Annotated in this window: 17 protein-coding genes; 7 read left to right on the top strand and 10 right to left on the bottom strand. The window is 38.2% G+C overall.

Going from position 1 to position 22348, the window contains the following annotated elements:
- Positions 1-4: 4 nt before the first annotated feature.
- Complete coding sequence (locus AA650_RS24620) at positions 5-778, top strand: DUF1350 family protein (RefSeq protein WP_053541031.1); 774 nt, start codon at positions 5-7, stop codon at positions 776-778.
- Positions 779-785: 7 nt separating this feature from the next.
- Complete coding sequence (locus AA650_RS24615) at positions 786-1922, top strand: PP2C family protein-serine/threonine phosphatase (RefSeq protein WP_053541030.1); 1137 nt, start codon at positions 786-788, stop codon at positions 1920-1922.
- Between the two features lie 212 nt (positions 1923-2134).
- Here the strand turns inward: AA650_RS24615 and AA650_RS24610 are convergent, their stop codons facing one another.
- Entirely contained in the window at positions 2135-2461 is a 327-nt protein-coding gene (locus AA650_RS24610; RefSeq protein WP_081424327.1) for an STAS domain-containing protein, read from the bottom strand.
- A gap of 203 nt (positions 2462-2664) precedes the next feature.
- Positions 2665-3333, bottom strand: coding sequence for a nucleotide exchange factor GrpE (grpE, locus tag AA650_RS24605; RefSeq protein WP_053541028.1), 669 nt, complete (start codon positions 3331-3333; stop codon positions 2665-2667).
- Positions 3334-4675: 1342 nt separating this feature from the next.
- On the opposite strand from grpE, the gene AA650_RS24600 reads away from it, so the two are divergent.
- Positions 4676-6253, top strand: coding sequence for a SpoIID/LytB domain-containing protein (locus AA650_RS24600; RefSeq protein ID WP_053541027.1), 1578 nt, complete (start codon positions 4676-4678; stop codon positions 6251-6253).
- A 203-nt stretch (positions 6254-6456) separates the two neighbouring features.
- On the opposite strand, the gene AA650_RS24595 is transcribed toward AA650_RS24600, so the two are convergent.
- From AA650_RS24595 to AA650_RS24565, 7 genes are all read right to left on the bottom strand, one after another.
- Positions 6457-6756: a ferredoxin gene (locus tag AA650_RS24595; RefSeq protein ID WP_039201987.1), complete on the bottom strand. Its 300-nt coding sequence runs from the start codon at positions 6754-6756 to the stop codon at positions 6457-6459.
- Positions 6757-7151: 395 nt separating this feature from the next.
- Positions 7152-7451: a ferredoxin gene (locus AA650_RS24590; protein ID WP_053541026.1), complete on the bottom strand. Its 300-nt coding sequence runs from the start codon at positions 7449-7451 to the stop codon at positions 7152-7154.
- Between the two features lie 218 nt (positions 7452-7669).
- Positions 7670-7891 carry a four helix bundle protein gene (locus AA650_RS29390; RefSeq protein ID WP_335337402.1) on the bottom strand — a complete coding sequence of 74 codons (222 nt, stop codon included), beginning with the start codon at positions 7889-7891 and terminating at the stop codon, positions 7670-7672.
- 16 nt (positions 7892-7907) lie between these two features.
- On the bottom strand, positions 7908-8087 hold the full coding sequence (locus tag AA650_RS29385) for a four helix bundle protein (protein ID WP_335337401.1): 180 nt from the start codon (positions 8085-8087) through the stop codon (positions 7908-7910).
- A 52-nt stretch (positions 8088-8139) separates the two neighbouring features.
- Positions 8140-9525 (bottom strand): MFS transporter, encoded by a 1386-nt coding sequence (locus tag AA650_RS24580; RefSeq protein WP_199924345.1) that lies wholly within the window; start codon positions 9523-9525, stop codon positions 8140-8142.
- A 98-nt stretch (positions 9526-9623) separates the two neighbouring features.
- Positions 9624-16055 (bottom strand): non-ribosomal peptide synthetase, encoded by a 6432-nt coding sequence (locus AA650_RS24575; protein WP_081424326.1) that lies wholly within the window; start codon positions 16053-16055, stop codon positions 9624-9626.
- 718 nt (positions 16056-16773) lie between these two features.
- On the bottom strand, positions 16774-17541 hold the full coding sequence (locus AA650_RS24565) for a sterol desaturase family protein (protein WP_053541024.1): 768 nt from the start codon (positions 17539-17541) through the stop codon (positions 16774-16776).
- Positions 17542-18471: 930 nt separating this feature from the next.
- On the opposite strand from AA650_RS24565, the gene AA650_RS24560 reads away from it, so the two are divergent.
- From AA650_RS24560 to AA650_RS24545, 4 genes are all read left to right on the top strand, one after another.
- The gene (locus AA650_RS24560; protein WP_053541023.1) at positions 18472-19470 is read left to right on the top strand and encodes a Gfo/Idh/MocA family protein; all 999 of its coding nucleotides are present in this window, start codon (positions 18472-18474) and stop codon (positions 19468-19470) included.
- Positions 19471-19481: 11 nt separating this feature from the next.
- Positions 19482-20282, top strand: coding sequence for a type I methionyl aminopeptidase (map, locus tag AA650_RS24555; RefSeq protein ID WP_053541022.1), 801 nt, complete (start codon positions 19482-19484; stop codon positions 20280-20282).
- Positions 20283-20337: 55 nt separating this feature from the next.
- Entirely contained in the window at positions 20338-21537 is a 1200-nt protein-coding gene (locus tag AA650_RS24550) for an IS4 family transposase (RefSeq protein ID WP_053537530.1), read from the top strand.
- Between the two features lie 75 nt (positions 21538-21612).
- Entirely contained in the window at positions 21613-21885 is a 273-nt protein-coding gene (locus tag AA650_RS24545; protein ID WP_039202566.1) for a Coq4 family protein, read from the top strand.
- Positions 21886-22051: 166 nt separating this feature from the next.
- Here AA650_RS24545 and AA650_RS27330 read toward each other — a convergent pair whose 3' ends face one another.
- Positions 22052-22336, bottom strand: a complete 285-nt coding sequence (locus tag AA650_RS27330; protein WP_233455509.1) for an RNA-guided endonuclease InsQ/TnpB family protein — start codon at positions 22334-22336, stop codon at positions 22052-22054.
- Positions 22337-22348: the final 12 nt, after the last annotated feature.

Raw genomic sequence — 22348 nt, 5'->3', positions numbered from 1 at the left:
GGAAATGAACTGGCAAGAAATTAGAGGCAATTGGGTACTTATTCCCCGTAATCCTATCGGGATTATTCATTTTTTAGGTGGTGCATTTGTCGCCACCTTACCACATTTAACTTATCGTTGGTTACTGGAAAACTTGGCGGATCAAGGATATGTCATTATTGCTACACCTTTTGTGAATACATTAGATCATATAGCGATCGCTAAATCTGTCCTCCATAAATTTGAATATACTCTCGAAAAGTTACAAGACTCTGGAAAACTCCGCAAAATTTATCTTCCCACCTATGGAGTCGGACATAGCATGGGTTGTAAACTGCATTTACTAATTGGTAGCCTGTTTCCAATCCAAAGGGCTGGTAATATTTTAATATCCTTTAATAACTTTGCCGCCAGTGAAGCCATACCATTAGTAGAACAGTTAAATTCCCAGTTAAATTCCCAATTAGACATTGAATTTACACCTACACCCGCACAAACCAACCAAATAGTCCAAGACAGCTATCAGATTCGGCGAAATTTATTAATAAGATTTAATAAAGATAGCCTAGATCAATCAGCAAACTTAACAATAATTTTACAACAACTCTTTCCTGACATGGTGACAACACAAACTTTATCAGGCACTCATACCACACCTTTAGGACAAGATGTTAAATGGCAACCAGGAACTTCCTTTAGTCCCTTTGATGCTTTAGGACAATGGTTAAAGCAAGAAGTTTATCGAGATTTAAATCAATTAAAACAAGTTATATTGTTTTGGTTAAATCCCCTTTCTTAATAATCTCATGTTTGAAATCCTAATTATTGATGATGACCGATCCATCCAAATTTTCCTCAAAAGAATCTTAGAAAAACAAGGTTATCAAGTTATTACCGCGAGTACGGGAGAAGAAGGGATTTTAAGAACGCTGGATTCACCTCCAGCCTTAATTATATGTGATTGGATTATGCCGGGATTAACTGGGATAGAAGTATGTAATATCATTAAAAAAGATCCCAAATTATCTACCACATTTTTTATTTTATTAACATCTTTAGATTCCGTCGCAGATCGAGTTAAAGGATTAGATGCTGGTGCTGATGATTTTATCTCCAAACCTATCGAACAAAACGAACTCCAAGCAAGAGTTAGAGCCGGGTTACGTCTACATCAATTAAGTCAGGATTTACAGACCCAAAAGCTACTTTTAGAAACAGAATTATCCGAAGCTACAGAATATGTAAAATCCCTTTTACCCCTGCCTATAAATAACCCCCTGAGTATTCAGTTTAAGTTTTTGCCATCCAGGCAACTTGGTGGGGATTGTTTGGACTATAATTGGCTGGACGCTGATTCTTTAGCTATTTACCTACTAGATGTTGCTGGTCATGGACTAAAAGCAACTCTGCCTTCAATTTCTGTATTAAATCTCTTACGTTCCCGCGCTCTCAAAGATTTAAATTACTATCAACCTAGCGAGGTATTAGCGGCTTTAAATAATACCTTTCAAATAAATTATCAAAATGATAAATATTTTACGATTTGGTATGGAGTTTATAATCGAGTTAGTCGGCAGTTAACATACTCTAGTGCTGGACATCCACCAGCTATTATCATTTCTGGTAACTCTCCTACTAACACAGAAGTAAAAAGATTAAAAACTCCAGGAATGCCGGTGGGGATGTTTCCTGAAGCTAAATATGTTGATGCTTATTGTCAGATTGAAAAATCTAGTACCCTTTATATTTTTAGTGATGGTGCTTATGAAATCACTCAATCAAATGGTAATCTTTGGAGTTTGGAAGGGTTCACTCAGATTTTAATTAGCCTACAATATTCTGTTGATAATCAACTTGATTATATACTGGATTACCTAATTAAATTAAACTCCAAAGAGATATTTGAAGATGATTTATCTATTCTTCAAGTTAAATTTGATTGATCAAATAAGTAGGTGAACACAATAAAACCAAAGTGTGTAAAGAAAAGTAAAATCGCCCAAAGCCTCTTACTTCTTACCTCTTGCCTTTTGCCTCTTGCCTCTTACCTTTTACCTCTTGCCTCTTGCCTCTTACCTCTTGCCTCTTGCCTCTTGCCTCTTGCCTCTTGCCTCTTGCCTTTTGCCTTCCTATAACGACAATTTTCAATGCTAACCTACTTGGCAGAAAGCAAAAGATTTTCAAATGCTTCTTGACTAGGAACAATTGTAAATTTGCTATCCATCCCGGTTAATTCAAATAGCATTCTAACTTGTTCATTAATTGAACAAATTACCATCTTTATACCTAATTCTTGTAAAGCTTTAAATGTTAAAACGAGAGTGCCTAATCCAGAACTATCCATAAAGGTAACATTATGACAATCAACTAACACAATGGACATTCCACTTTCCATTACTTCTGTAATACTTTCTCGAAAGTTTTGAGAGCTATTGGCATTGAATCTCCCACTAATGGAAATCACTTTCACCTGCTGATTCATAATATGCTAATTTTGATTTATTTAATAAGGTTCTGATTTTGATTTTATTAGTATATCTTAACGTTAAATTGAATAAAGACATTTTGTACACAAAAATATTGAGCAATTTTTCATCAGGCATTTATTCCAGTTTCTTATAACCCAAAATAGTGATCCTTTAGAGCATTTTTGGGAGATTGAGTCGCAACAAATACAACAAATAATTATATGGGACTGACTCTAGCTCGGTATAAAAGCTGGTCGTGTTGCATATAACCTGGATAACGTACCTTAATGATTTCTCCTGGTTGTGCTGTTCCCTCTAATAATTGATGAAATTGTGGATTATAGGGAATTTGGTCGCCGACAGCAGCGATCGCTTGCACATTCCAAGTCTGTAATAATGTCTCTAGGGGTTTATCTACCAAAGGTAGTATTTTCACCGCTGATAACTGGTGATCCTCCCTGGCTCTATGTGCTGCTATTGGCCATTGTAATAGTAAGGATTCCAATATTTGTAAACTCGATCGCTGAAATTCTTGTTGTAATACTTCCCGTTGTTCTAACATTGATAATGTTAATCTTTCATACTCAGATTGTAAATCCGTAATTTGTCTTAATAAGTTTATGTTTTTATGAGAGGAATGAGTGTTGTTGACACTTGAAAATAAACCATCAACACTGAAAGTTTCTACCAACTCAATCCAAGATATTTGTAAAATCTCTGACAGTTTTACCAATACTTCCATCCGCATCTGTCCGATTTTCCCCCTCCGCAACTGCAAAATTTGCCATTGGGAAACACCAGCAGCACGACTTAAAGCGTTAAAACTATCACAACCAACTTTTTGCATTAAATTTCGCAAATTATCAGTCAAGTCAACTTGCGCCATAAAATCTGGGATATAAGATGTTGTTAGCTATTATACCTTTTTTCCAGTGAAACTATTCTTCTATACTCAACATGGTTGAAATATGGACTTTTGGAAAATTACGAAAAACCTAGATTTGTAGGGGGTAAAGCAAGAGCTTCATTGGTGTCAACTTAACGTAAAACCTCTATCCCGCAAAGAACTCAAGTCATCTCATTCCCACTCAGAGACTGGGAATGAATTCTAGAAGGCTCTGCCTTCAATAATATTAATTCAGAGGGAACAGGGAACGGGCAACAGGGAACAGGAAAAACTCATGTTTAAAAACATGAGATTGAAATAATGACACTGTTTTTTTCGTGCTACGCATCTTTTAAAAACATCCTTTTTTTGACTGAAGCTCTAAACTTGTGCAAATGAGTGTTTCTTATTTGCTCCCAGTTAAGAGTTCCCTGTTCCCTTCTTTTGTAATTGGACAAAAATATTTACAGTCATTGCGAGCGAAGGGAAGCAATCACAACCCTTGGAATTGCTTCATTTCACTTCGTTCCATATGGCTAACGCCACGCTGCGCTAACGCAATGATATTGTGTAATTAACTCTGTCTCACTACTTAGAGGCAGAGCCTCATCAACTGCATTCCTAGTCAGAGACTAGGGGACTTCCAAGAAATAAATTATCCTGATTAACGAACCACAGAGGCGCAGAGGACACAGAGGAATAAGGGTTTGAGAGATTTTTGCGTTAGGTGGTTGAGTATTTTTTTATTTGGAAGTCCCTAGGAACGAGATGTGGTAGGGATTTGAGCTTAAGTTGACACCAATGAAGCTCTTGCTTTACCCCTACCTATAGAATCAAATAGAATCAAATAGAATCAAATAATTAAGCCGCATTGAGTATAGTTGGCTTATACAGCAGCAGGTTGTCATTAAAAATTGTCGTTATCACTAAATAAATCATACTCATAATGAGTTTTATTTGCAATTGTGCCGAAGAAAAGACGTAATGGTATTATAGAAGCGCGTAAGTGAAAAATATATAATATTCCCAGTTGCTAATTATCTAACTTGAGATTGGTAATTTGTGATTCTTCCTGCCGCCCTGCATCTTCTTATCATGATTCAGAGGAAGAAGCAACAGGGAACAGGAAAAACTCATGTTTAAAAACATGAGATTGAAATAATGACACTGTTTTTTTCGTGCTACGCATCTTTTAAAAACATCTTTTTTTTGACTGAAGCTCTAAACTGGTGCAAATGAGTGTTTCTTATCTGTTCCCTGTTCCCTGTTCCCTTCTTTTGTAAATTGAGTTAATTAATTTAAAACCTCTCCGACAATATAAGGGCAATCAGAATTAGTTTGCATGAAAATATTTATTTGGCGTTCTTCCTACAGATTAATAACAACCTTGTGCTTATTGGGATTGACTGCCGCATCAGAACCCGTAAGCAAAAACCAGGATGTAAAATTGCAAATTGGTATTGTCCAACGATTTGGGGCTAAACCCACAGACAAGTTAGAATTATCTGCCACCAAGGGCGATCGCTTAACATTAAAATTTGCAGTAGGTAGTCAACAGCAAACCCTAGTCACAGACAAACCCATCCAGTTAGCAACATTCATGCAGCCCTTAACCCAAACAGTGGTTCAGGAAGTATTAGTGCTGGGTGACTTTCGCACCTTTGAAACAGCCGAAGATAACGCTAATCACTGGCGTTCCCAGGGTATAGAAGTGGAAATATCCCAACCAGAACGCTGGCAAGTATGGGCAAAACGGGACGTTTACAGCACTCCCTTAATTCGCCGCTTACTATTAAAAAGTATAGAAACATCCGGTGATAAAAATGCTTACTTAGCCACCAATATTTTATCAAAAGTCCCAAAAATTACTTGGGTAGTAAATGGTAAAAATTATAGTCCCAATTATCTGGAAGTGACTGCGGGTAAGGAATTGGTCAAAGTCAGTACCGATAACAAACTCGAATCAAAGGGTGTTTATCCCGGAAAAGTGACCTTGCAGCCTAACGCCTATGGGAATTATACCTTAGTGAATACCGTCCCCTTGGAAACCTATGTGCGAGGAGTTTTACCCCATGAAATTGGCATAGATGCGCCAATGGCAGCCCTAGAAGCACAAGCGATTATTGCTCGCACCTATGCTTTGCGAAATGTTCGCAGATTTGCGGTAGATAATTATCAATTATGTGCTGACACACACTGTCAAGTTTATCAAGGACTGAGCGGAATTGCTAAAAATACAGATCAGGCGATCGCCTCGACCAGAGGTCAGATCCTCACTTATAATAATGAAATAGTTGATGCTTTGTATTCTTCCACTACAGGTGGTGTTACCGCTAACTTTAGTGATATCTGGAATGGAGAAGATCGTCCCTATTTAAAACCGGTCATAGATGCTGCTAATCAAAATCTTTGGAACTTATCACATCAGAATCTAGCAGATGATCGGAACTTTGAGAAATTTATCAATCTTAAAGCCGGATTTAATGAAAGTACATGGGATGTATTCCGTTGGCACAGAGAAACGGACATCAATAAAATTACCAAAGACTTGCAAAAGTTCTTACAAGCGAAAAAAAGTCCCTATAGCAAGTTCAAAAAAATTCAAGCCATGTCCGTCGTTCAACGCAGTCCCAGTGGACGGATTTTAAAACTGGCTGTGAAAACAGATATTGGCGTTTTTACCTTACAAAAAGATGAAGTTCGCAGTGCCTTCGCTGCCCCCATCAGCACGCTTTTCTACATTCAACCATTGAATAAAGGTCAAACCAATCTGTGGGGATATGCTTTTATTGGGGGTGGTTTAGGACATGGGGTGGGTTTAAGTCAAACAGGCGCTCAGAATCTAGCCAAACTGGGTTGGTCTAGTTCCAAGATTCTGGAGTTTTATTATCCGGGGACTAAAATTCAAGGGAGTAAGTAGGTGAACACAATAAAACCAATCTGTGTAAAGAAAAGTAAAATCGCCTAAACCCTCTTCACTCTTGCCTCTTGCCTTTTGCCTCTTGCCTTGCCATAACGACAATTTTTAACGCCCACCTAATTAGGTAATTGGGGAATTGGTGCAACTCCTACTCAGTAGCCAATTCCCAATCCCCTTTGTAGAGTGGATTTTTTTACTAAAACTTAGTAAAGATCTTCTTCTCTGTGGGTTTCGATAGTGACATCAGAAGTAGGATAAGCAACACAAGTCAATACATATTGAGCTTCAACTTGGTCGTCGTCTAAGAAAGACTGATCAGATTGGTCAACAGTACCGGAAATGATTTTACCAGCACAGGTTGAACAAGCACCAGCCCGACAGGAGTAGGGTAAGTCAAGTCCAGCTTCTTCCGCTGCATCTAGAATGTAGGTATCGTCTTCAACGTCAATGGTTGTGTCCAAATCTTCTGATTTGTTGATTAGTCTGACTTTGTAAGTAGCCATTTAATTATCCTCTGTTGTGAAATCGGCAGTATAAGTGATGTTTCAGCAAATTTTACAGCTATTCTGATGGGATTAAGTGCTGGTTTCAATTTACTTGAGTTCTGATCCCCAGGAAAAGGTTACAAGGGGTGACAGAAAATTAACTTTGTGAGGTTGATCTAGTTCCAAGATTTTAGAGTTCTATGATCCAGGAACTAAAATTCAAGGGAATAAGTAATGGGACAGAATTAATTACACAATTGATTTTTCTGTTCCCAGTTAAGAGTTCCCTGTTCCCTCTCTCAACGAGTGAATTTAATTTTGTCCGACTACTTAAGTAGTTGGGCAATTGGTAAAAGTCTTACTCAGTAGCCAATCCCCAATTCCCTTTGTAGAGTGGACTTTTTTACTAAAACTTAGTAAAGATCTTCTTCCCTGTGGGTTTCGATAGTGACATCAGAAGTAGGATAAGCAACACAAGTCAATACATATTGAGCTTCAACTTGGTCGTCGTCTAAGAAAGACTGATCAGACTGGTCAACAGTACCGGAAATGATTTTACCAGCACAGGTTGAACAAGCACCAGCCCGACAGGAGTAGGGTAAGTCAAGTCCAGCTTCTTCCGCTGCATCTAGAATGTAGGTGTCCTCAGGACATTCAATAGTTTGGTCTAAACCTTCGGCTTCGTTGAATAGTCTTACCTTGAAAATAGCCATTTAATTATCCTCTGTTGTGAAATCGGCAGTATAAGTGATATTTAAGCAAACACTACAGCTATTCTGATGGGATTAGCCGCTGGTTTAAATTTGCTTCAATTCTGATACTAAGGGAAAAGTTAAAATTTATGACAGAAAATTGACCCCGATTAGTAATGAAATTTAGTTACTTATTACCAATAAGTTTTTGTTATATAAAATCCGTAGGTGGATAGATGTCAAAGTGCATCAGACCTGAGTTCGGTGTTCGGTGTTCGGAGTTTGGAGTTCGGAGTTTGGTGTTTTTCCTTGACTTTTTTCGTGATAGTTACCAAAATTCTGATAATGATATCAATTTGTTGCCTAAGACATTTGACCTTTTCTGGGTTAATAGCTTCTGATTCAACTAAAACAATCAGCCAATATTCCGTTTCGCAGGCTTCTTTTAAAGAAATTTCCATTTTATGGAGAAAGTCTTTATGGCTGAAGTGCTGACTGAGATTCTCTTACATTCGCACCGATGGAAGTACCACTACGAATGAGTTGAGATGAGAGAATTTTTTCTACGCCACCCAAATCATGGAGAAAGCGACAAAGTTTGACAATCCTGACAGCAAAAGTTAAAGTTCTCTCTTGAATTCCTTGATTATCCGTCATGATTCAAATATGCGTGTCCTTTGCTCTTAAATTTTAACTCCTAACACCGAACTCAGGCATCAGGTAGTTCATTTTCTACGCAGCGCAGACGTGGATACAAGTAGGCAATCAAGGTGACGACTAGAGAAAACAGACCCATGATGATCAACATTAAACCCATGCCGCGACCATGACCAACCCCAATAATCTGGCCAATGCTATTGGCTAAAGCTCCATCTTGCGCCATGATTGGTTCAAAAAATTGATCAGCTAATGCTCCGCAGGTCAGGTAGGCCAGTGGTAAAAACCCCTGCACAGCAGCACTACGAAAAGCAAAAACCCTTCCCTGGACTTCTGGGGCTACTTTTTTTTGATAGATGACTTGAATTGATCCATTGATGATGGGAATTGTCAGAAATATCAAGAAATTGGCGATCGTAAATATAACTGTGGAAGCCTTCAACCCAGCTAATACATATAAAATGCCCAAAAATGCCATTGATACAAATATAGTATTGATCTGGCGTTCTAGCCCGCCCCAAATGCTCATTACTAGACTACCTACCAATAGTCCAGAACTGGCAATAGAATAGATAGTCCCTAGGGATTGAGCGGAAGCAAAGGAAAGCACTAAGGGTGTAGTTAAAGCTTCTGCGCTACCAATGAGAAAGTTGCTAATGGCAATGAACATGACTAATCCGAGTAGTCCAGGACGTGCTACTAAATATTTCCAGCCAAAGGTGATTTCTTGCCAAAATGAATGGGTTTCGGTATCGGGATTTTCTGTGGACGAGATTTCAGGAAATTTAACTACCAGCAAACAGATCAAGGCCAAGGCTAATGTAGATAAATCAATGATGACAATTCCTGATAATTGTACAGTTACTAACAAAGCTGCTGCTAATGCGGGGGAGAGAATTTCAGCGATCGCTAATCTGATCTGTGTCATCGAACTGGCACGACCAAGTTGTGCTTTTGGCACCAGTAATGTAGTCGCGGAGGAATAGGCTAGTCCCTGAAAAGCATTAAAGCTGGCACTAATCGCACTGACTACACACAGACTCCAAACTTCTAAGTGATTACTGATAAATAACCAAGCAATTAGCAAGGTACATAAACCCGCACAAAAATCACTAATAATCATGATCCAGCGCCGAGAAAAGCGATCGACAATCACGCCGGCAATGGGAGAGATCAAAATTGTCGGTAGGGTTGTGGAGAGAATCAGCAGTGTAAATTGAATTGTGGAATTCGTATGTTGATAAATCCAAATACTGAGCGCAAAACTGGTTGTCCGTGAGCCAACTAGGGATAAAACTTGACCAAACCAGATCAAGATAAACACGCTCATGCTTTGAGTTATCTCTCCTGACTGACTGGAGAAATACTCAGTCCATCTCAATAAAGACGATCCAAATCTGGGTTGTTGTTTTAACTCTGGTGGGCTGTTTTCTAACATGGCAATAGTGATTATTAGTGAACTTGTGGCAAAGCTTCATGGTTTAATGTCAGATCCCCGACTTCTCTAAGAAGTCGGGGATCTGAGTCTTGCAATGTTCACCAATCAAAAAATTCACAAACTTGACTAGTGGGATCTTCGACAAGCTGCTGAAGAATTTGCTGGTAATAGCCGAACAAAACCTCGATAGTTTCACTTGTGAATAACTCCGTGCTGTAGAAAACCTTAATTTCCATAGTGGGATTATTTACTGAGGGTGAAGAAACATAAATTTCTAAGGGAATTTCTCCATCCCACAAGTCGAGATCGCGCTTAATTGTGACAAAATCTACATCTAATATCCAATTATGCCAATTTTGTGGAGGTAGCATAGCCAGGGCTGCTGAGATATTCAGTGGTTGTTTACTGGTGATAGTTTCTGTGACTGTTTGACAAGCAATTTCTTTATTATTAATGGCTTCTGTGAGAGTTTCTTGGGCTTGTTCTAAAAGATTAATTCCAGTTTGTTCAGAGGAAAGATGCGATCGCAAAATTACATCATTGATGAAGCAACCGAGCATTTTTTCAGTTTCAACTGAACTTCGATTACCAATAGTTGTTATTACTAAAATATCGTTCTTACTACTGTACTTGAACAAAAGTATATTCATAGCAGTGAGAATGATCGCAAAGATGCTGACTCTTTGAGAACGGCAGACGGCTTCGATTGATGTCACAAGACTTACTGGCAGAACCACAGAATAAATAGCTGCGCTACTGCTTTTGTTACTCAACTGTAGCTGATTGCTAGATATCTGATCAGATTCTAGTGCAGTATCAGTTAGCTTTTGTAGCCAGTAAGCCAATTGCTTTTCTATGACCTTTTCATTAAAGTATTGCCGTTGCCAGAGGGTAAAATCTGCGTAATGAACAGGTAATTCCGGTAGGGGTGAAGGTAAACCATTTACAAAAGCTGTATAGAGGATTCCTAACTCCTCCAACAACAGACCAAATGACCAACCATCTGTGATGATATGGTGCATATTTAGTGTTAACCAATGTTCTTCTGGAGTTAGTCGCAGTAAAGTTGTTTTGATGAGAGGAACTAAAGCCAGATCAAAATGGTGATTATATTGCAATGCAGCTAGTCTTTCTGCTTCGGACTTTCGCTCTATCAAAGGGAGGTTTTGTAAGTCTATAATCTCTAATGGGATAGTCAGAAATGGGGTAATTACTTGTACAGGTTGACTTTCTACTATAGTAAAACCAGTGCGTAATATTTCATGACGACGAATTATTTCATTGAAACTGGACTCCAATGCAATTGCAGAAAGAGAGCCAGTGAAACGTAAAATAAAAAAGCTGTTGTAGGCGCAACTTTCAGGAGCTAATTGTTGTAACTGCCATATAGACTCTTGTGCAAAAGACAGGGGGATATAAGTATCTCGTGCTTGAGGGACAAGCGGTGGTAAAGTATCAACTGTCATGGCATCCAGTTGATGTGCAGTTATTACTTGACTAAGTTCAGCGATAGTTGGGGCTGTAAATAGAGAACGCAGAGGCAGAACTATGGAAAAATGTTCTCGAATGCGAGATATTACAGATGTGATCAGGAGAGAGTGTCCCCCCAATTCAAAGAAGTTATCATAGATGCCCACCTGCTCCCGGTGTAATACTGTACACCAAATTTCGGCTAATTTTGCTTCTAGGGCAGTCCCAGGGGCAACAAAGGTGGTTTCTAGCTCTGCATTGATTGTTTCTGGCTTTGGCAAAACCAGCCGGTCAACTTTACCATTAGGAGTCAGAGGTAAGGCTTTGAGCATGACAAAAGCCGCAGGTATCATATATTCTGGCAGATTTCCTTTCAGAAATTGACGTAATTCGCTACTGGTCAATGTTTCTGTGGTGCTGACAATATAAGCTGTTAAATACTTGTTTCCTGGATGATCTTCGCGGACAATTACTACTACCTGCTGAACTTGAGGATGTTGGGTTAATACTGTTTCAATTTCTCCTAGTTCAATCCGAAAACCCCGAATTTTAACTTGATGATCAATGCGTCCTAGAAATTCAATATTTCCGTCTGGTAAATAGCGTCCTAAGTCTCCAGTTTTATAAAGTCGCTCATTTGCCACAAAAGGATTAGCAATAAATCGCTCAGATGTTAAGTCAGGACGATTTAAATACCCTCTAGCTAAACCTAGACCACCAATGTATATTTCTCCATAAACGCCAATTGGTAGGAGTTGAAGATAGTGATCAAGAATGTAAACTTGAGTATTGGTAATAGGACGACCTATGGGTGGGAATTTACCATCTGATTCTTCTGATAAAATTTGTCCAGACGTTGTAACCACTGTATTTTCGGTGGGTCCATAGTTATTAAAAAACTTAAATGGTAACTTATTTGATGGATAAGAATTAAGTCTATCTCCACCAGTTAACATAGTTCGCAAAGTTGTCTTTTCTGTCCAGGATAAAAGACATAATTGTTCTGCTAAGGGTGTAGGAATAAAACTAATAGTAATATTATGTGATATCAACTTCTCTTGAAGGGTTTCCGCTGACAGCAGAAATTCTGATTTAATTAAATATATACTCGCTCCGACTACTAAATAAGGCCATAATTCCCAAACAGCAGCATCAAAGGCTGTTCCGGCTAACTGTGTAGTTCGATCTGATGATTTTAATTCAAAATTATTTAAGTGCCAGAACACTAGATTTAATAATGCTGAATGTTGAATTAGTACACCTTTAGGTCTTCCTGTAGAACCAGAAGTATAAATTACATAAGCTAAATTTTCCGGGGTGAAATTATGAATAGGATTATGGGAACTCTGACTGGCAATTTCAATTTCAAAATCTTTATCCCAACAAATAATTTTAGTTTGCGATAGCGAAGCGCTGCTGCAAGCAGATCGCTCTAGTGTTAATGATAAATGTGGGAGTAATAAAGAATGAGTCAAGATGATGGACATTTGTGAATCTGCCACCATATAAGTGAGGCGTTCTGGGGGATAGTTAGGATCGAGTGGCACATAAGCACCACCAGCTTTTAAAATTCCCAAATATCCGACGATCATTTCTAAAGAACGTTCTAAATAAACACCCACTAAGATTTCTGGTTCTACACCCAGAAATTGCAAATAATGAGCTAGTTTGTTAGCTTGTAAATTTAATTGTTTGTAGGTTAATTGCTGATCTTCAAATATTACCGCCACTGCATCAGGTGTTTTTTCTACTTGTTCTTCAAATAATTGATGAATGGATTTTTGGGGATAATCAGTTCCCGTATGATTCCATTCAACTAATAACTGATGCTTTTGGGATGCTGTTAGTAAAGGTAATGTTCTAATCCGTTCTTGGGGATTTGCTACAACTGCCTCAACTAAGGTGTGAAAACTCTCCACCATCCTGGCAATACTATCAGCATTAAACAAATTAGCATTATATTCAAATGCACCTATTAATTCAGTTCCTGATGCTGACTCTTTTTCCTGCATTGATAAGGTTAAATCAAAAGTTGCCCCCGCAGTCCCTCTTGTTAATTCTATTTGTGTAACTTGCAAATCTCCTAATTCCAGTTTTGACACCGGAGAATTTTGCAATACAAACATAACTTGAAATAAAGGACTATGACTGAGGTGGCGCTGAGGTTGGAGGGTTTCTACAAGTTGATCAAAGGGGACATCTTGGTGAGTATAAGCATCAAGTGCCATCTGTCGCACCTGTTGAAGTAATTCTTCAAATGTGGGATTTTCTTGGAGACGAGTCCGTAAAACTAAGGTATTCACAAAAAAGCCAATTAATGGCTCTAACGCGACACGATTGCGATTACTAATGGGAGAACCAACAACAATATCTTCCTGACCACTGTAGCGAGAAAGTAAGATCACAAAAGCCGTCAGAAGTGTCATAAATAGGGAAGAACCCGATTTTTGACTGAGGTTTTTGAGCTTGTGAGTGAGTTGGGAATCAAATTGAAATTTCTGGAGATCACCGTGAAAGGTTTGAATTGCTGTTCGTGATCGATCTGTAGGTAATTCAATGACTGCGGGAATATCTGCTAATTGTTGTTTCCAGTAATCAAGCGCGGGTTGATTTTCCAGCCATTGCCGTTGCCAATAAGCGTAGTCTGCATACTGAATTGATAATTCGGGTAAGGGAGAAGGTAAACCCGCTGTCAAGGCTGAATAAATAACCGATAATTCTTGAAGAAAATTCCCTGCTGACCAGGCATCAGAAATGATGTGGTGCATTATTACTAATAACTGATGGGATTCTGCCCCCAATTGCATCAATGTCACTCTTAAGAGAGATGATTCAGTTAGGGCAAAAGGGCGAAGATATTCATTAGTAGTTAATCTTTGTGCCGCAGTCGTTTTCTGATCTTCTGCTAATTCTTGTAAATCAATTACGGGTAAGGTAAATGCTAATTTATCAGCAATAAATTGAATGGGTTTACCATCGGCAATTCCAAAACTGGTACGCAGGGTTTCATGACGATTAATAATTGTAGCGATCGCCTGTTCAAGTGCTATAAAGTTAAGCAATCCTTGTAAATTCAGGACTCTGACAATATTGTAAGCAGGATTTGCCCCTTCCATTTGATCGAGAAACCAAAAACGCTGCTGGGTTAATGAAAGTGGTAATTCAATATTTCGAGAAACTGGTTCTAAGGTTGGCAGTAAATTCTGGGCAGAAGATCCAATTTGTTCACTAAATGTGGCAATTGTTGGCGCAGCAAATAAACTGGCAATTGATAATTCTAGGGATAGTGCCTCACGCAATCTTGATATAACTAAACTTGCCAATAGGGAATGTCCACCCAATTCTAAAAAATTATCATGGATACCAATTCTTTCAATGCCTAAAACTTCTGCCCAGATTTTAGCAATGATTTCTTGTGTGGGTGTTTGCGGAGGGATAAATTCACTTTGAATTGCTGAGATATCAGGTTCAGGTAAACTGTTACGGTCTAACTTTCCATTAGGTAAAACTGGCAATTTCTCCATGACCATTAAGGTATGGGGAATCATATAATCTGGTAGTTTGCTGGCAAGAAAATTGCGTAATTCTCCCGAATTAAAATCTTGATTATTCACTACGATATAAGCAACTAATCGCTGACCACCAGATACATCTTCTCTGGCAGAAACCACGGCTTCTCGAATACTGGGATGGAGTTTAATTACTGCTTCAATTTCTTCTAGTTCAACCCGCATTCCGCGGATATTTACCTGAAAATCAATGCGACCAAGAATTTCTAAATTGCGACCGCTTGAATAACGAGCAACATCCCCGGTTTTAAAGAGTCGTTGTTGAGGATTAAAAGGATTAATGATGAATTTTTCCTCATTGGCCTCGGTGCGGTTCAGATAGCCTCGTGCTAAGGTAGAACCCGCAATATGGACTTCTCCAGACTCACCAGTTTTGACTGGTTCAAGTTGGGAGTTAAGGACATAAACTTGTTGAATGTTTGCTAAAGGATGACCAACGGGAACATAGCCATCTTCAAGATCGTAATCTTCAGGAACAGTATAAAAACCATGGCCAATACTTTCTGTTTGACCAAGAATATTAAAAAACTGGGGTGGTGTTTTAAACAGGTTGCGTAACTTTTTAATTAGCTGATAGGGTAGTAATTCGCCACCAAATACTATTAATCTTAATTGTGATTCGCTTAGAGCTTTTGTATATTGTTGCTCTAAACTTTCTAAAGCAATTAGTCCATATCGCCATACAGAGGGTACACCATCAGAAATAGTAACACCACGTTTTTGAATTAATTCAAATAGGCTTAAAGGAGTTCTGGTTTGTTCACGAGTAGCAAGAATACTGGTTGCACCTTGGGATAAAGGTAAAAATAATTGTCTGACTGAGGCAGTAAAAGAGAAAGATGCTGTATGGAGATAAATATCTTGATGATTAACTGGTAATATTTTAGCGATCGCTTCAAGATAATTACAAATACTACCATGAGGCATTTGTACACCTTTTGGCTTGCCAGTAGAACCGGAGGTATAGATTAAATAAGCGAGATTTTCGGCTGTGACTCCACTGATGGGATTATGGGAACTTTGACACTCAATTTCTTGCCAATCTGTATCTAGACAAATTGTTGTAGAAGTTTCAGGAAGAGATACTACCAATTGTTGTTGTGTCACCACAAATTGCAACTTAGTGTCTTCTAGCATGAATGCTATGCGTTCTTGGGGATAGGCCGGGTCTATAGGCACATAAGCACCTCCAGCTTTAAGAATACCAAGAATACCGATAATCAGATCGAGCGATCGCTCTACGCACAAGCCGACCATGACTTCAGCACCTACACCAATACTCTGTAAATAATGTGCTAACTGATTGGCTTTAGCATTCAATTCTTGGTAGGTAAGTTGCTGATTTTCAAATATTGTCGCTACTGAATCTGGTGCTGCTTTTACCTGAATTGCAAATAAATCATGGATACAAACACCATTTTCTGGCAAATCATTGATGATTGTAGTTGTACTTGATAAATCTGAACTCAAATCTAATTTCATGTTATTCATCACTATAATTCCCAATTAATTTTTGATTGAATTTGTATTTAGATTCCTGATATAGCGTTTTCTAAGAGGGTGTTTGAAAAGTCCCTCATGGTGTATCAAATATTTTCAGATCCCCCTAAATCCCCCTTAAAAAGGGGGACTTTGACTTTAGTTCCCCCCTTGCTAAGGGGGGTTAGGGGGGATCTGTAAGTGCCTAAAATCACAACCTAAAACTTTTCAAACAACCTCTAATCTAATGAGGTACAAAATTATCTGTGTTTATCTGCGTTTATCTGCGTTTATCTGCGTTCCATAATTACTTCTTGTCCCTCACTTGCATGGGAACTGCTATAAAAAATTATTCCCTACTTATCTTTTGGTTGTAACTTTGCCAAATAGATTTAAATGGCTGTACTAATAAATTAATTGGATTATTAAATAAACTTGATTCCCCATCTGATAGACCAAAATTCAGCTTTTCATAACCTTTCGGTATATACAAAGTCCCAAATATCCAATCCCAAAAAGACAGAATGTAACCAAAGTTTTTATCATAATGCTTTGGTTCAACACTATGATGAATATGCAGAAGTGTTGAATGTTAAGATTTTGAGGATTGTGTCCAAGTTGTGCATTGGTATTGGTGATACCAAATTTGATCAATTAATGACTCTATTCTCAATAGACAATGGATTTTACCTGGGTAAAACGCAAAGATTGTAAAGTTTTATTGCAGGATTCAACACTTGTGATGAATATGATGTTGGGCAGGACTCATCAACACATGACTAACTTTATAGGGGTAGTTCAACCAAATATGAGAATGTCGTAAGTTAGCACCAGTTAAATAAAAGAGAAATATCTCCCAATTAACTCCATAAATGGATAAATGTGATACTTGATTACCAAATAAATAAATCCAGATTCCTGTCGTAAAACCCAGCATTACCGTCGCAAAGATCATACTTAATATTAAATCAAAGGGATGAGAGCGGTAAACAGTCATTGGAGTTAGTACATCCGCAGAATGATGGACTTTATGAAATTCCCAAAAGAATGAACTTCTATGAGCTAAGTAATGGTAACAATAATAGGCAAAATCCCCCGCTAAAGCCACAAAAATACTCAATATGACATAATGGTACCAATAAGGATCGGTGATTAAAAAAGGCGTTGTCAGATGGGTAATTTCTGTTAAATAATCACAAATGATATTTGCTAGATTTGGTAGAGAGAACATAACTGGCAATATTACAAATATTTCTAAGAGCGAAGATAAAAAATAATACTTGTATTCAGCGATCGCTGAAGGATGTAAATAAACTGCTTTTGGCAAAAGATACTGTCTTAAATTTATCTGTTCATCTTGTTGAGATAACCCTAATTTATATATAATCAAAGCTAGTAACAAAGCCGAAAGTATATATAACCAATAAATCTGAGATGAGCTGATAAATGGCACTAGGAATGGATAAAAAATCCGCAGATTTTGGATTTGTATAATCATCTTAGATATTGGGAAAATGAAAATAGAAATCTAGTAGATACTTCTGAAAATTATCCGGGGATTTGATATTTAAAGGAGAAAATAGACACATTTTATACACAAGATGTATAATTTCTTTTGGTATTTTCTAATTCATGTAGCATATCATGTAAAACCTATAACAGAACCTAATTATTTACAAACGCGAATTTATGACAAATTCAAAGAAAAATGCTCAAAAACCATGAGAAACCAGCTCTGAAAAGTTAAAATCGTTTAATTAATTGTTTATCCTGAGTTTTACACGATTTTTAAGCTGTATTATATTTATGGTAATGTTTCCAAAATTACTAAAGAGCCATAATATTTTACATTGTTGAAAAATACCCTAGTAGTTCGTCAAGATAAAAATGATGGACTGTAGTGTGAGCGTCTCGCTTACGCGGGCAAGATGCCCGCACTACCAAAAACCCGTCAAAATAAATTTGACAGACTACTAGTGGTATTAGATATTTCCTGATGGTGGCTTGTTGTTGACACTCCCCGGTCTAAAGACGCGGGGATTCTATAGAGAGTTTCAGTCTATATCTCTCAGTTATCCCAGCTTCAGGCATTGCCTTAAATATTTGGGTTCTTGCCCTGATCCTGTTTGCCATTACTGGCAGAATCATCTCTGACAAGCGTAACTTTCCGAGAGTCTCCCGGTAGGTTTTTAATGTCTTTGCTGACAATTTAATTGTCTCACGAATATGGATTGGATTAAAATTTGAAATAATTTCAAATTTTTAAATTAATGTCAATGCAGGATAAAGGAAAGCCTCTAGCCTTCATCCCTTCTCTAAAGCACAGATGTAGCTGACTAAGTCAGCTACATCTTCAAGGGTTTTCGGCATTTCCCTTATAAAATACCAACGGCATTAAACCGAAACATTGAAAACTGGTGATAAATTCATGGACAATAACGAACTACCTTTATGTACACACAGTCTCAGAGTCGGTTTGGTGGGAACAGGCTATGCGGCTAAACTCAGGGCTGAGGCGTTATTACAAGATCCTCGAACTGATTTAATAGCGATCGCTGGTAATCTTGAAAGGACAGCGGTTTTAGCCCAAGAATATGCAACTGTGGCGATGGATTCTTGGCAACAGCTAGTAGAACGAGACGATTTAGATCTGGTGGTCATCTGCACCATTAATCGAGATCATGGTAAGATTACCCGTGCAGCTTTAGAATCTGGCAAACACACCATTGTTGAATATCCCTTATCTGTGGATGTCCAAGAAGCTGAAGAACTGATTGCTTTAGCAAAAACAGTAAACAAGCTTTTGCACGTCGAACACATTGAATTATTGGGGGGTTGGCATCAAACTTTAAAACAACACTTAGACCAAATTGGTGACTTGTTTTATATCCGCTATAGCACCCTGAATCCCCAGCATCCAGCCCCGCGGAAGTGGACTTATAATCATGATATGTTTGGCTTTCCCCTAATTGGGGCATTATCTCGGTTACATCGTCTGATTGATTTGTTCGGTGAAGTCTTCACTGTCAATTGTCACCAACGATATTGGCAAACTGAGTCTGATTATTACCAAACCTGTTTATGTTCAGCCCAATTATGCTTTGACAGTGGATTATTGGCACAGGTAATTTATGGTAAGGGGGAAACTTTGTGGCAATCAGAACGCAAATTAGAAGTTCAAGGTGAAAAAGGGGAAATAATTCTCGATGGTGATACCGGAATGTTAGTCTTAGCAGAAGGAACAAAGTTGATTGAAGTGGGAACGCGACGGGGTTTATTTGCCAAAGATACAACTATGGTATTAGACCATCTATTTGATGGTAGTCCCTTATATATCACCCCAGAACAAAGCTTATATGCTCTCAAGGTAGCAGATGCTGCACACAGAGCAGCAACAACTGGATTAACTATATTTTTAAAAGAGTAGATAGAAAATTGATGAAAATCGAAACCATAGTCATTTTATCCCAACGAGAAATCGAAAAAATGCGCCGTGCTGGCAGCTTGGCCGCCAAGTTATTACAACATTTAGAACCTTTGGTTAAACCGGGAGTTAGCACTCTACAATTGAATGATGAAGCGGAAAGATGGACTCAAAAGCATGGAGCAAAAAGCGCTCCTTTAGGTTATAAAGGTTATCCTAAGTCTATTTGTACCAGTGTGAATGAGGTGATTTGTCATGGTATTCCCAATGCTAAACAAATTCTCAAGGATGGGGACATTATTAATATAGATGTTACGCCTATTGTTGAAGGTTATCATGGTGATACATCAAAAACATTTCTAGTGGGTAATCCTTCCCCCACAGCCCAAAAGTTAGTGGAAGTAACTCAAGAGTGTCTGCGGTTGGGAATTGCAGAGGTTAAACCAGGGGCAAAAATTGGAGATATTGGGGCAGCAATTCAAGAGTATGCGGAGTCTTTCGGCTTTTCTGTGGTGCGGGATTTTGTGGGACATGGAATTAGTAATATTTTCCATACTGCACCAGATGTTCCCCATTATGGCATTAGGGGTAGAGGGAAGAAACTGAGAGCCGGGATGGTGTTTACCATTGAACCGATGATTAATGAAGGAACTCATGAAGCCCAAATGCTTGGAGATGGTTGGACTGCGGTAACAAGCGATCGCCTCCTGTCTGCTCAATTTGAGCATACCATTGCTGTCACCGAAGATGGCGTAGAAATTCTGACTTTACCCTTAACGGGTGACAAGGCGGTTGAAGATGAGATGTGGCAATAATTTGAGAAAATAAGGGAGTAAAAAAATAGGGACAAAGAAGCCCCCGAAGCAAAAAATGTTACCACAATCATATCAAACAATTTTCCGAAAGCATTTGAGTGAACAGCAGTATTTGACACTAGAGATATTGTTGTTATTAATACAGGCTCATCGCCAAGTAAAACTGTCAAAATTGGCCAGCTTGTTTCCCCAACCAATTAAATATGAAAGCAGGAAACGTAATCTACAAAGATTTTTAGGAATAGGTAAACTCTGCGTAAAATTATTATGGTTTCCATTGATAAAATATTGGATTAGACAATCGTTAACACCAAAACAACTGAATCGAGAACAGCGCCGTTATTTTCATAAAAAACAGTATCAAAAATATGGTTATTGGATGGTAGCACTGGATAGAACACAGTGGAAGGGGCGAAATATATTTATGGTGACATTGGTATGGGGTACTCATGCCCTACCACTATATTGGGAAACATTAAATCATGTCGGAAATAGTAATTTACAAACACAGAAAAGATTAATAAAGACAGCAATAAAGTTGTTAAAAAAATGTCGAATTGTGGTGTTAGCAGACAGAGAATTTCATAGTCCAAAACTGGCTAAATGGCTTGATGAGCAAGGAGTTTACTTCGCTTTACGCCAGAAGAAAAACCTTTATTTTCAAGAAAAACCTGAACAAGAATATCAAGTTCTTAAAAATCAAGGATTTAAGCCAGGAATGTCGAGATTTTATGAAAAAGTTAAATGTGGTAAAGGGGATGAATTAGGCTTATTTAATATCGCTGTTTATTGGAAGAGAAAATATCGGAACTCTGGACCAAAAGAACCTTGGTATATCTTGACGAATCTACCAACTCTCCAACAAACTTTATGCCTCTATAGATGTCGATGGGGAATTGAGCAATTCTTTAAGGATTGTAAAACTGGTGGTTATAATTTAGAGGATACTAAAGTAAATGAAACTCGCTTTTTAGCTTTAGTATTATTGATTGTCATTGCTTATAGTTTAGCCACTATGCACGGTCAACGGATGAAAAAATTAGGTATAGAGACTTATGCCGGACGTATTCAACAACATCAGGACAAGTACCCACGTCAAAGTGATTTTAGCTTTGCTCTCTACGGACAACTATGGATTTATGGTATGGAATTATGGGCTGATTTAGCTCTGAATTTAATCAATCTCAAGCCTCATAAACGCCTCTTTTTTCAACGGGGCTTTCAGGCTCTATCCCTTATGAAACAAGCTCTTTAGCCGCCTTGTCACCCGTTAAGGACTTTACCAGACAACTCATAATTTCTCCAACACAAAATACTATGGGGGCTTAATATGCAGGTGATAGAAAAAGTAAATCCACATTCACAAGATAAAGTTATTGAGAGTATTATTAATCTCGTCAAAGCAGATTATGGAGATTTTGATTATATCGGTAAAATGGCAAATGCCGTTAGCGATTCTGATAGCTTGCAAAAAATGATTGATTTTCTTTCTATCACTCCCCAAGGCAAACAAGCTTTTCAAAAGCGACCAATGTTGGGTGATATCAACTTAGAAAAACTCCATAATCTTCCCACAAATACTTTAGGATATGCCGTTCTATAAAACTTACCCAAAATTACCAAAATCTAGACACATCTGGACAGCGATAATTTTGGTGTTTACTTTCTGCTTCATCGTGGTCTTAGAATGACTTCTAAGAGGGTTTTCCACTCGACAGACAATCTCGGTAGAACTTACCGTTTCTGACCGTAGTTCCTAAAAGGAACCGCTACGCTACAGGGATAAAAATATCCGCAAACCATCGGTCAATGTTCCGCGCTGCATTTAAGTCCCTATCGGCTTTATAGCCACAATCAGGACAAACATAAACGCGGTTTTTTAATGGCATTTTATGACGATGATTCCCACAGTTAGAGCATATTTGAGAACTGGGGAAGAACCTATCCACAAGGATTAATTCACTCCCGAACTTCTCGGTTTTATACTCTAACTGTCGTTTGAACTCATACATCCCACAATCGGCGATAGCACCCGCTAATTTGTGGTTCTTCAAAAATGCCTTAAC

It is taken from the genome of Anabaena sp. WA102 (assembly GCF_001277295.1).
GTDB classification, from domain to species: domain Bacteria; phylum Cyanobacteriota; class Cyanobacteriia; order Cyanobacteriales; family Nostocaceae; genus Dolichospermum; species Dolichospermum heterosporum.
Note: the sequence above shows the minus strand (reverse complement) of the source record. Positions and strands in the feature narration are given on the sequence as shown.

Coding starts and splice junctions, on each gene's coding strand:
- AA650_RS24550 (WP_053537530.1), top strand. CDS start 20,338: ATGTTACCACAATCATATCAAACAATTTTCCGAAAGCATTTGAGTGAA.
- map (WP_053541022.1), top strand. CDS start 19,482: ATGAAAATCGAAACCATAGTCATTTTATCCCAACGAGAAATCGAAAAA.
- AA650_RS24590 (WP_053541026.1), bottom strand. CDS start 7,451: ATGGCTATTTTCAAGGTAAGACTATTCAACGAAGCCGAAGGTTTAGAC.
- AA650_RS24615 (WP_053541030.1), top strand. CDS start 786: ATGTTTGAAATCCTAATTATTGATGATGACCGATCCATCCAAATTTTC.
- AA650_RS29385 (WP_335337401.1), bottom strand. CDS start 8,087: ATGACGGATAATCAAGGAATTCAAGAGAGAACTTTAACTTTTGCTGTC.
- AA650_RS24610 (WP_081424327.1), bottom strand. CDS start 2,461: ATGAATCAGCAGGTGAAAGTGATTTCCATTAGTGGGAGATTCAATGCC.
- AA650_RS24545 (WP_039202566.1), top strand. CDS start 21,613: ATGCAGGTGATAGAAAAAGTAAATCCACATTCACAAGATAAAGTTATT.
- AA650_RS24565 (WP_053541024.1), bottom strand. CDS start 17,541: ATGATTATACAAATCCAAAATCTGCGGATTTTTTATCCATTCCTAGTG.
- AA650_RS24620 (WP_053541031.1), top strand. CDS start 5: ATGAACTGGCAAGAAATTAGAGGCAATTGGGTACTTATTCCCCGTAAT.
- AA650_RS24580 (WP_199924345.1), bottom strand. CDS start 9,525: ATGTTAGAAAACAGCCCACCAGAGTTAAAACAACAACCCAGATTTGGA.
- AA650_RS29390 (WP_335337402.1), bottom strand. CDS start 7,891: ATGGAAATTTCTTTAAAAGAAGCCTGCGAAACGGAATATTGGCTGATT.
- AA650_RS24600 (WP_053541027.1), top strand. CDS start 4,676: ATGAAAATATTTATTTGGCGTTCTTCCTACAGATTAATAACAACCTTG.
- grpE (WP_053541028.1), bottom strand. CDS start 3,333: ATGGCGCAAGTTGACTTGACTGATAATTTGCGAAATTTAATGCAAAAA.
- AA650_RS24575 (WP_081424326.1), bottom strand. CDS start 16,055: ATGAATAACATGAAATTAGATTTGAGTTCAGATTTATCAAGTACAACT.
- AA650_RS24595 (WP_039201987.1), bottom strand. CDS start 6,756: ATGGCTACTTACAAAGTCAGACTAATCAACAAATCAGAAGATTTGGAC.
- AA650_RS24560 (WP_053541023.1), top strand. CDS start 18,472: ATGGACAATAACGAACTACCTTTATGTACACACAGTCTCAGAGTCGGT.